This window comes from Brevibacillus sp. AY1 (assembly GCF_029870785.1).
In the GTDB taxonomy this organism is placed as follows: domain Bacteria; phylum Bacillota; class Bacilli; order Brevibacillales; family Brevibacillaceae; genus Brevibacillus; species Brevibacillus invocatus.
In genome coordinates this window covers 62,142-72,953 of the sequence record NZ_JAFLPN010000022.1, presented here as the reverse complement: position 1 = coordinate 72,953, position 10,812 = coordinate 62,142, and the positions used below count along the sequence as shown (strand labels likewise).

Here is a 10,812-nt window from a genome sequence, read left to right as displayed (position 1 = left end):
AGATTAGCGGAAGATAGTATAAGTGCAACTAAGGCTCCGCCAAAAGCTTGGCGTAGCCAAGTTTTCTAATACTAGGGGAGGTATGCTCGCCCAAAGGATATTGGACTCATCGCTGGACAGGCATGCTGTGATTTTTGGATGAAGCTCTCGTCCATGGCGTTCCGAGATAGGAGAGCGCCCAGCGGTCCAAGCCGTACCAACCGGCTACCTTCCAAGCCATGACGAGCCAGGTGGCAAAGACAAAGAGCAGCGGATTGGTGCTGACCGTCCCTGCGAAAAGAAAGCTGACGTTCATCAAGCCGCCGAAAAAAGCTGCGATTCCTGTCAGTAGGCCGAGAATCAAGCCCAGGCCGACAAGCACTTCTCCGTAGGCCACCATGAATCCGAACAGCTTGGCGTTGGGCAATACGGCATTTTCCAAAAACCAGGCATACCAGGAGGATACATCCTTGCCTTCTGCTGCTTTAGCCAGCGATCCTTGCACGAATCCTTGGACAGCTTCACCTGCCTTATCACCCGTCCAGGCATCGGATTGGACTTTTTTCCACCCGGCTGTGAGCCAGGCATATCCGACATACAGCCTGATGAGCAGCCAAAGCCAAGCCGATTTGGTGCTGGTAAACAGGAAATGTGAAACAGGATTTTCAGGAATAATGATTTCACTTTTCGATGATTGACGCATTTTCTGCATACCCCATTCCTCCTTAATATGGATTGAATCATTATCCTGATGAGGATATTAATTCCAGTTAATCGTATCATAAAGGTCGGCATATCGGTGTAGTTTATGGCAGAAGTTCACGAGTCGTTCATTGACACTATTAGTAACGTGTTTACGGTATTTCTCTTGATGCTTGTCTCGTTCTCAATTTTGAGAAAAGATTCTCATTTGAAGTCCATTTTTCTCGCGTTTCTATGCTTTTTCCGCACTTCTCTGGGTCCATTGCGGATGGCATCGTTCTTGCTTTGATAAAAGAATGAAAATAGAGACCAAGGAAGGTGGATATGATGCATCATAAATCCCGTGAAGAGTCGCTGGCTATGGCAACAGAGATGCTGGAGTTGATTGAGAGCGAGACGCTTACGATTGAACAGAAGAAAAAAATCGTTTCAGATTCCGTGGAGAACTTCACCAATCACGTAACCAAGGCGATCCTGACACACCGCAAATCCGTCTCTACCGACTTCTCCGTCGTAGAGTGGGAGGATGAAGGAGCCGTATTTCGCGACACGATGGGCGACGAGTACGTCGATTGCCTTGGCGGTTATGGCGTCTATCTGTTGGGCCATCGTCACCCCAATGTAGTTAAGGCGGTTGAAGCACAGCTCAAGCGCTACGCCCTGCACAGTCAGGAGATGGTCGATCCTCTGCGCGGCTACCTATCCAAGCTGGTCGCAGCCATTACACCAGGGGATCTGCAGCACACCTATCTGGTCAATTGTGGTACGGAAGCAAATGAAATGGCCTTGAAGCTGGCTCGTTTGGCGACAGGGAAGAAATACTTTATTTCGATGGAGCGAGGCTTCCACGGCAAAACGATGGGCTCATTGTCCGCGTCTGGCAAATCGACGTTCCGCGAGCCATACTCGCCACTTGTTCCCGGATTCCAGCACGTTCCATACGGCGATGCCGATGCGGTCGATCAGGCGATTCGCATGCTGATCGCGACTGGAGAGACCGTCGCAGGAGTCATCGTGGAACCAATTCAGGGAGAAGGCGGCGTCAACATTCCACCTGATGATTTCCTGCCTCGTCTGCGCGAGATTTGCGACAGTTACGAATGCCTCTTGATCGTCGATGAAGTACAGACGGGGATGGGACGCACAGGCACCATGTTTGGTGTCGATCACTGGAATGTCGTACCGGACATCATGACGTTGGGCAAGGCGTTCGGCGGTGGCGTGATGCCGATTGCCGCGATGGTCGCAAAGAAAAAATGGTGGGGCAAAATGGAAGAGAACCCCTTCCTGTTAGGTTCATCCACCTTTGGTGGAAATCCGCTGTGCTGCGCGGGAGCGATCGCGGGAATCAAGACGATTCTCGAAGACAACATTCCGCAAGTGGCCAAGGAAAAAGGCGATTACATCATGCAGCGCTTGGATGAAATCAAGCAGCAGTACCCAGAAGTACTGGTTGCGGTACGCGGCAAAGGCTTGCTGATCGGCATGGAATTCGCCAACAACAGCCTGGGCTATACGCTGGCCAAAATGCTGTTCATCAAGAAAATTCTCGTCGGCGGTACGATCAACAACGCGACCGTCATCCGGATTGAGCCGCCAGCCGTAATCAGCTACGAGCAACTGGATTACGTGCTTGCCTGCATCGAGGAAGGGATTGCCCAGCTGGCGAAAGAAATGAAAGTAGCCCGTTAATCAGGAGCGTGCGAGAAAGGAGGCTTGGCTGATGACACACAAGGCAAACCGACTTTTTATCAATGGGGAATGGGTCGCTTCTTCCTCAGGAGAAACGTTTGAGGTACGCAATCCCGCAAATGGTAAGGTGATCGCCCTGGCGGCAAAAGGAACGCGTGAAGACACGAAGCGAGCCATCGAGGCAGCGCGTTATGCGTTCGATGAAGGCGGTTGGGGGGAGAGCAAAGCACGGGATCGGGCCGAGCTGCTGTGGAAGGTAGCGGATCTGATCGAAGCGCGCGCAGAGGAGTTTGCCCAGACAGATACCCGCAACAACGGCAAGCCATTGCGTGAATCCCGCTATGACGTGACGGATGCTGTCAACCAGTTTCGTTACTATGCCGGACTTTGCACCAAACCGCAGGGACAGACCTATGATGTCCCGGATGAGATTCAAGCGATGGTCGTTCGCGAGCCCATCGGTGTCGTAGGCGCCATCACCTGCTGGAACTACCCGTTGGTGATGAACGCGCAAAAAGTGGCACCCGCACTGGCAGCCGGGAACACTCTGGTCTTGAAACCGGCTGATCTGACGCCACTAACGACCATCATGCTGTTTGAATGTTTGGAACAGGCCGGATTTCCACCTGGAGTAGTCAACCTGGTCACGGGACCGGGAAGCGTCGTCGGAGATGAGATCTCCCGCAATGAGCTGGTAGACAAGGTAGCCTTTACCGGAGGCACCGAGACCGGGATCGCCATCATGAAAAATGCAGCAGACACGGTGAAAAAGCTCTCCTTGGAGCTGGGAGGCAAGTCACCCAATATCGTCTTCGCCGATGCTGATTTTGAGACCGCCGTCGATTATGCGCTGTTTGCGATCTTTGCCAATCAAGGGGAGGTGTGCTCCGCTGGCTCCCGGCTGATTCTGGAGGAAAGCATTTACGAGCCATTCGTCGCTCGTTTGGTGGAGCGTGCACAAAAAATCGTAGTAGGCGACGGGGCCGATCCCGAGACGGAAATGGGGCCACTGATCTCAGCAGAGCATATGGAGCGGGTGCTTTCCTATATCCAACTCGGACGTGACGAAGGAGCGCAGCTTCTCTGCGGAGGAAATCGACTGACAGATCAAGGCAGAGAAAATGGCTACTACATCGAGCCCACGATATTCGCGGCCGATCGCAATGATCTGAGAATCGTGCAGGAGGAGATCTTTGGTCCGGTCCTCGTCGTGCAGAAATTCTCGACAGAGCAGGAGGCGATCCGTCTGGCTAACAGCACGAAATACGGTTTGGCTGGAGCGGTTTTTACCAGTGACGGGGCAAAAGCGCAACGCGTCATCCGAAAGCTGCGGGCAGGAATTACCTGGATCAACACGTATCATCCTACTTTCAACGAAGCGCCTTGGGGCGGGTACAAGATGAGCGGCATCGGACGCGAGCTAGGGACCTTCGGCTATGAGGCGTACACAGAGGTCAAGCAGATCAATGTGAATCTGCAGGTACAGCCGAGTGGTTGGTTTCGCAATTAAGAGAATGACGGAATCACATTTTATATCTACATTTATGCAAATCCATCAGGTAACGCTGCTGATGAAGGAGGACAAGCGGCTAGTACGGGCGGCCAAAATGCGGACCAAGGAGGTCAAGCAGCAGACAGAGGCGGTCAGAATGCCTATCAAGGCGGTAAAATGGCAGACCGTGGAGCGCAAAATGCCGACCAGGGCGGCGTAAATGTCGATGACATTGACTTAGAATTGTAAGCAAAGAAAAGCAGAAGCCCGGGGATGCCCTGGCTTCTGCTTTTCATTATTGAGAACTCTTTACTTCAGACCAGACGCGGTCGTACAGCTTGATTGCGTCACCGATATCCATTACCGTCTCTACCTTTTTCATTTCTTCTTCAGGTAGGTAGATGGCAATGTTGCTCATGATTTCCTTGTCAATCATCGGGTGAGCGGCCTTGTTCGGGTTGATGTATGGGAAGGACTGCGAGATTTCGGCACTGATTTCCGGTTCCAGCAGGAAGTTGATGAAGGCCTCCGCTGTTTTTTTGTGTTTGGCGCCGGCAGGGATGACGAAGTTGTCGAAGGAAATCATCAGGCCTTCCTTGGGCAGCACGGTTTTGAATTGCGGTTTTTCACGCTGGGCCAAGGCGATCTCCGCGCCCCACACGAAGGCGACGTTCACTTCACCATTGACCATCAAGGTCTTGGGGCTGTCGCTGTCAAAAGCCTTGATATTGGGCATCAACGCGAGCATTTTTTGCTTGGCTTCCTCCAGCTTGGCAGGATCGGTTTCATTGCCTGAATAACCAAGTGTCTTCAGTACCATGCCGAGAATAAAGCGCTGGTCGTCTACCATCACGATCTGTCTTTGCAGCTCCGGTTTCCACAAGTCAGCTAGGCTTGTGATTTCTGTTTTGATATTGTCCGGATTGTATCCGAGCGATACCGTATTTCCCATGTAAGGAATGCTGTACTGATTGCCAGGATCGTGGTCCTTGTTAATGTACTCAGCGGCCAGGTTTTTGTAGTTGGGAATGTTGTTCAGATCAAGGGGTTGAATCATCCCTTCCTTGGCCATCGGTTGAATGTAGTAATCGCTGGCAACTGTCAGATCGTAAATGCCTTTGCCGACAGAAACCTTGGCCAGCATCTCCTCATTGGAGGAGAAGGTGCTGTAGTTGACCTTGACCCCATGCTTTTCTTCAAATTTTTTAATCACGGCTTCGGGTAGGTATTCAGACCAGTTGAATACGTTCAGTTCCTTGTCCAGCCCGTCTGCTGTTGTACCACCTGAAGTGGAGGATGAGCTACAGCCAGCAGTCACAGCCAACGCTACGGCTACTACAGAATACGCGATGGTTTTTTTCCAACTCTTTACCATTTTGGCCCCCCTGTAAGCTTTCTCTAATTTTTCCTCATGCGGATGCGTTCCGCAATGATGACCAGAAATAAGGTGACGATTAACATCAAGGTAGACAAGGCATTAATCTCGGGGCTGACTCCGAATTTGACCATCGAGAAGATCTTCAAGGGCAGAGTCGAGCTGGATGGACCAGCGACGAAAAAGCTGATAATCACATCATCAATCGATAGGGTAAAGGCTAGGAGCGCACTCGCCAGAATACCGGGGGCGATGATGGGCACCGTGACTTTGACGAAGGTCTCCCAAGGAGTCGCGCCGAGATCCATCGCGGCTTCCTCGATGCTTCGGTCAAATCCAGCCAGGCGAGCGCGTACGACGACCACGACGAATGGGATGGAAAAGGTGATGTGGGCGGCGATCAGGGTGAAATAGCCAAGCGGAATCTCAAATTGGGAGAACAGGGCCAGTAAAGAGATGCCCATGACGATCTCCGGAATGACGATCGGCAGGTAGAGCATAGCATCCAGCGCTGTCTTACCGCGAAATTGATACCGATACATCCCGACGGCAGCGAGAGTGCCAATCATGGTGGCCGCAATGGTGCTGATCAGTGCCACGACCAGTGACGTCTTCATCGCCTCAAGAACCTCGGAGTTCTGCATCAGCTTCAGGTACCAGTCAAAGGTAAAGCCTGTCCAGACCGCATTGAGCTTGGATTGATTAAAGGAGTAAAGGATCAGGATGGCGATAGGCATATACAGGAACAGATAGATCAGGGACGCGTAGAGAAAGGAAAGCTTGCTTCCCAGTGAGAAGCGCATTTACACCAGCTCCTTTCCCTGTTTGTCTTTGGTAATCATGATGTACACCGCGATAAATACCAGCGTCAGGACCATGAGGATGATCGAGCTGGCTGATCCAAAGGGCCAATCCCGGGCAGTCAGGAACTGGTTTTTGATGTGGTTGCCGATCAGAATGGTCTTGCTTCCGCCCATCAGATCCGGGATGAAAAACAGGCCGAGTGACGGGATGAAGACCAGCAGGGAACCAGCCAATATACCTGGGGTCGTGAGCGGCAGTGTTACACGCCCAAAGGTTTGCCAGGGCTTGGCTCCCAAATCCTTGGATGCTTCCAGGAGTGATCGATCCAGCTTTTCGATGGAAGCGTACAGAGGCAGCACCATGAACGGGAGCATGGTATAGACAAGGCCGATCAGGACGGCAGTTTCGTTGTACAACAGAGAGAGCGGTTGCTCAATCAGTCCGAGCTGCAAGAGAAAGGTATTGATGACGCCTTCTGTCCGTAAAAGCACGATCCAGGCATACGTTCGAATCAGAGAGTTGGTCCAAAAGGGTACGATGATGAGGAGCATCAGGATGTTGCGGTATTGCATGGGAGAGCGAGCGATGATGTAGGCGAAGGGATATCCCAGCACGAGACAGCAAATCGTCGTAAAAAAGGCAAGAACACACGATATCCAGATGATCTTGAAGTAGAGGGGGTCAAAGAAGCGCGTATAATTTTCCAGCGTCAGAGGGAATTCGATACCCCCAAAAGAGCTCCGTGTAAAAAAACTGACGGCAAAAACAAGGACCATCGGCAATAGGAACAGCAGAACCATCCAGAGAAATACAGGCCCAATCGTCCAGGCTCTACCGTAGTCGATATGGCGTTTAAGCTTTGGTTTAGCCGGGGACTCGGGTGATGGAGCACTTTCGATAACCGGAGGGTTCATCGCGTGACCACCACCCCGTGGCTGGGCTGCCAGTGAACAAACAATTCATCTCCTACGGCTGCCGGCAGGAGCTGGTCCGTCTTTTCCAGCGCGATGAACTGTTGACCGTTACGTAGGGTGACGACAGTGCGGGTAGAACCTCCACAGTAGATCCGCTCTGTCAATCTGCCGCTGAGCGAGACGACCTCTGCATCGTGGGCAGGTTCCAGAGAAAGCACCGATTTTTCCGGTCGGATGGCGACCGTGACCGATTCATCTTCCGTGACGGCTGCTGATGGTGCCTTTACCTGCATCCCTTCGCATTCGATCAGCATATGCTGATGGTCACGAGACCGAACTTTTCCGTTCAGCAGGTTGGTCTCGCCGATAAACTCTGCTACAAAGCGCGTAGAAGGGCGCTCGTAGATTTCAGCAGGGGTCCCCACCTGTTCTAAAAAGCCCTGGTTCATGACGCCGATCCGGTCCGACATCGTCAACGCTTCCTCCTGGTCATGGGTAACGAAGACAAAGGTGATGCCGAGCTGCTTCTGCAGATGCTTCAGCTCTACCTGCATTTGTTTGCGCAGCTTTTGGTCGAGAGCGCCGAGCGGTTCATCGAGCAAGAGAACCTTCGGATTATTGACGAGGGCACGTGCGATAGCGATGCGCTGACGCTGCCCGCCGCTGAGCTGATCGGGCTTGCGCCGGGCGTAGTCTTCGAGCTGGACCAGCTTCAAGGCATCCTTTACGCGCCTCTCGATTTCTTGTTTTGGAACTTTCTTCACACGCAGTCCAAATGCGACGTTGTCATAAGCATTGAGATGAGGAAAAAGGGCATAGCTTTGAAAGACCGTATTGACGTCACGCTGATAGGCGGCAAGGTTATGAACGTACTGACCGTCCAGCATGATTTCGCCAGAGGTGGGGTGCTCAAAACCGGCGATCATCCGCAGGGTGGTCGTTTTCCCACACCCGCTGGGTCCCAGCAGAGTGAGAAATTCCCCTTTCTCAATATCGAGGGACAGATCTTGGACTACGGTCTGAGTACCAAATTGCTTCACCAGGTGCTGCAGCTTTACCATGAGACCACTCATGAGAATCCTCCCTTACCTATGTCTGAAAATTAAGACTAGCAAGAATAATGCCAACGTGAGCAAAGGTTTTTCCAACCGGAAAAGCGCGCAAACCTGTCAATCCAGCCATTCTCCATTTCTTGAAAACTAGAAAACTTTCTCATCATTGAGAAGTTTATGCCCTTCCAGCTTGCGATACAGAGTAGCGAGTCCGATCTCTAGCTTTTCGGCGATCTGCTTTTTGGCTTCCAGAGATTGACCGTGCTGTTCCAGCAGGGAGGAGAGGATTTGTCGTTCGTGACGTCGGATTCGTTCTTTAAGCGGGAGCTCGCTTTCTCCTGGAGTGGCGATCGCACTGATGCTTTGGTGCTGTCTGATGCGTGCAGGGATGCTTTCCAGACCGATGTAGGGAGAGGTTTCCATATTGACGGCGTATTCTACGGCGTTTTCCAGCTCGCGAACATTGCCTGGCCAGTGGTAGTGGCGCAGCACAGCTTTGACCTCTGGTGTGAAATCGAGGACGGGATGATTGAAGAGCTGTCTGTACTTGGCCAAAAAGTAATCCAGTAAAAGCGGGATGTCATCTGAGCGCTCTCGCAGTGGCGGCATATGCAACGGAATGACGTTGAGACGGAAGTACAGATCTTCTCGAAACTCCTTGTCACTCACCATCTCCTCCAGGTTTTTGTTGGTCGCCGAGATCACACGGATGTCCACGGGACGCAGGTTGTTGGAGCCGACACGCTCTACCTGCTTGGATTGCAGGACATGCAGCAGCTTGACCTGCAGATGGAGGGGCAGGTCGCCAATCTCATCGAGGAAAATCGTACCGCCGTCAGCCAGCTCGAATTTGCCGGCTTTGCCCTCGCGCTTGGCCCCGGTGAAGGCTCCGGCATCGTAGCCGAACAGCTCACTTTCCAATAAGGCTTCCGGAATTGCACCGCAGTTCACGATGATGAATGGACCCGTGCGGCGCGAGCTGGAGGAGTGGATCGCAGCAGCCAGCATCCCTTTGCCAGTGCCACTTTCACCCGTGATTAAGATGTTGGAAGTACCCCTCGCTACCTGTTCGGCTTGCTTGATGACGAGTGAGAGAGCGCGGCTCTTACCTTGCATTTCCGAAAAATAGAGGTTTTTATGTTCATTGGTCAGTACGTAAGCCAGACGGCGCATGTCTACCATCCTGCGAAAAGAGGCGACGACGCCGGCGACACGGCTGTTGACCCGGATGGGGCGGGCGGTGACGATGAAATGCATGTCGTGATTTTCAAGTGAATAGATTTCTTCCTGCTCGATGTAGCCGATTCCGCTGGACAGAACCTGCAGCATAGGGGAATGCTGCCAAATGGCATGCAAGGGGGTGCCGATCAGCTCGTGTTTTTGCTTCTGGATGAGCTGTTCTGCTGTCATGTTGCAGGTTGTGATGATGCCGTTTTCGTCAATGGCCAGTATGCCTTCGGGGATGGATTCGATGAGCGTCTCCAGCTGAACAAACGTCTTTTTCCATTGATTCCACGCTTCTTGTTCGGCGATTTTGCTCGTCAAAAGCTCGGTCATGCGCTGGAGGAAAGTGAGGTAGGCCAATCGGTTGTGGATCAGTCGGTGTCGCTGGGATTCATTGAAGGCGATGAGTCCGATGACTCCAATCACCTGTCCCTTGTACTGGATCGGGGAGCACAGCTCAGCCAGCTCTTGGGTGATTCCTTGCAGCACGGAGGGATCATAGTGAGGATCGTTCCTGGCATCCTCGATAAAATAGGGCTGATTGGTCGTGATGACTCTGCCGTACAGGTACCCGGCTTCGATCTGCCCGTCTTCTTCTTTGCTGTTGATCCGTTTTTCGTAGTATCCTGTGCCTGCGATGATCGTCATCTGATCGTCTACGATCTCGGTCTCAATCTGCAAAGCGGCAGAAATCGCCTCTGCTACTTGTTGCGTGATTTCCTGAAAGTCGCGTAATAAACTCAAGGCTATACCCTCCTACAAATGGAAAAAGTGGCACAGGCATACTTGCAAGAAAAAGCAGGGAAGCAGCAGCTGACTTTTCAGTTGTGAGAATATTTAAAAAATAACACACTTGACAAGTGAATGGAAGTAGGGAAAGAGTTAGGAGAAAGATAGTGGGGATGCTCGATTAGCCTTTATACGTGAAAAGGAGAAAAAAATGAGAGAAGAGTTGATTGGTGGAGCCATTCTCGCAGGTGGGAAGAGCAGCCGAATGGGACGTCCCAAAGATTTGCTGCCTTGGAGGGGAGGCTCCATGATCTCCGAGCTTGCAAGAGAAGTGACAGCGTGTCAACTGTCTTGCCTCATCGTTTCCAATCATCCTGAACAGCTACCAGCAGATATCACGCATTATCGTGGTGTGACGATTGTTCCGGATGCAGTTCCTTCAGCTGGCCCCGTCAGCGGTCTGGTCACTGCTTTTCGAAGAACGACGGAAGAGGTGCTGCTCGTCCTCTCCTGCGATCTTCCCTTTATGGACCGAGAACAGATTCATAGACTGCTCGATTATGCGAAGGGTGTGCAGGATTGGGATGTCATTGCGGTGCAGGAGCAAGGAAGGCTTCATCCTCTTGTGGCCTTGTATCATCGCAGGACACAGCTGTTCTGGGAGGATGCCCTGCGGCAAAAGCAGCTGCGGCTGATGAGTACCTTGGCTGAGCTGCGTGTGCATGAAACGCCTGCTGGCCTGCTTGATCCATGGGCTGTCTTCAATGCCAACACGCCTGAGGAATACCAGATGGCCATCGAGGAAGAGAGGAAAAGAAAAGCGGGACCGCGATAAGCAGTCCCGTTTGC

General features: G+C 52.1%; 10 protein-coding genes. 4 read left to right on the top strand and 6 right to left on the bottom strand.

The features are described from left to right. Window positions 1–106: 106 nt before the first annotated feature. Window positions 107–691, bottom strand: a complete 585-nt coding sequence (locus JZI27_RS16980) for a DoxX family membrane protein (RefSeq protein WP_245997145.1) — start codon at window positions 689–691, stop codon at window positions 107–109. A gap of 314 nt (window positions 692–1,005) precedes the next feature. Between JZI27_RS16980 and JZI27_RS16975 the strand changes: the two genes are divergently transcribed. From JZI27_RS16975 to JZI27_RS16965, 3 genes are read left to right on the top strand one after another with little or no spacing between them, the layout of a single operon-like run. Next, on the top strand, window positions 1,006–2,373 hold the full coding sequence (locus JZI27_RS16975) for a putrescine aminotransferase (protein ID WP_251244785.1): 1,368 nt from the start codon (window positions 1,006–1,008) through the stop codon (window positions 2,371–2,373). Window positions 2,374–2,404: 31 nt separating this feature from the next. Beyond that, window positions 2,405–3,883, top strand: a complete 1,479-nt coding sequence (locus JZI27_RS16970; RefSeq protein ID WP_280208388.1) for an aldehyde dehydrogenase family protein — start codon at window positions 2,405–2,407, stop codon at window positions 3,881–3,883. A gap of 4 nt (window positions 3,884–3,887) precedes the next feature. Beyond that, window positions 3,888–4,085, top strand: coding sequence for a hypothetical protein (locus tag JZI27_RS16965; protein WP_251244783.1), 198 nt, complete (start codon window positions 3,888–3,890; stop codon window positions 4,083–4,085). A gap of 75 nt (window positions 4,086–4,160) precedes the next feature. On the opposite strand, the gene JZI27_RS16960 is transcribed toward JZI27_RS16965, so the two are convergent. From JZI27_RS16960 to JZI27_RS16940, 5 genes are all read right to left on the bottom strand, one after another. Then, window positions 4,161–5,240, bottom strand: a complete 1,080-nt coding sequence (locus JZI27_RS16960; RefSeq protein WP_251244782.1) for a polyamine ABC transporter substrate-binding protein — start codon at window positions 5,238–5,240, stop codon at window positions 4,161–4,163. A 23-nt stretch (window positions 5,241–5,263) separates the two neighbouring features. After that, complete coding sequence (locus JZI27_RS16955) at window positions 5,264–6,043, bottom strand: ABC transporter permease (protein ID WP_122910568.1); 780 nt, start codon at window positions 6,041–6,043, stop codon at window positions 5,264–5,266. Then, window positions 6,044–6,958 (bottom strand): spermidine/putrescine ABC transporter permease PotB, encoded by a 915-nt coding sequence (gene potB, locus JZI27_RS16950; RefSeq protein ID WP_280208387.1) that lies wholly within the window; start codon window positions 6,956–6,958, stop codon window positions 6,044–6,046. It abuts the gene before it with no gap. Further along, window positions 6,955–8,031: an ABC transporter ATP-binding protein gene (locus tag JZI27_RS16945; RefSeq protein WP_280208386.1), complete on the bottom strand. Its 1,077-nt coding sequence runs from the start codon at window positions 8,029–8,031 to the stop codon at window positions 6,955–6,957. The genes potB and JZI27_RS16945 overlap by 4 nt, the downstream gene beginning before the upstream one ends. Before the next feature lie 126 nt (window positions 8,032–8,157). After that, the gene (locus tag JZI27_RS16940; RefSeq protein WP_280208385.1) at window positions 8,158–9,978 is read right to left on the bottom strand and encodes a sigma-54-dependent Fis family transcriptional regulator; all 1,821 of its coding nucleotides are present in this window, start codon (window positions 9,976–9,978) and stop codon (window positions 8,158–8,160) included. A gap of 196 nt (window positions 9,979–10,174) precedes the next feature. Here JZI27_RS16940 and mobA point away from each other — a divergent pair, with 196 nt between their 5' ends. Then, a complete protein-coding gene (gene mobA / locus JZI27_RS16935) occupies window positions 10,175–10,798 on the top strand; it encodes a molybdenum cofactor guanylyltransferase (RefSeq protein WP_122910572.1) in 624 nt (207 codons plus the stop codon). The last annotated feature ends 14 nt before the right edge of the window (window positions 10,799–10,812 follow it).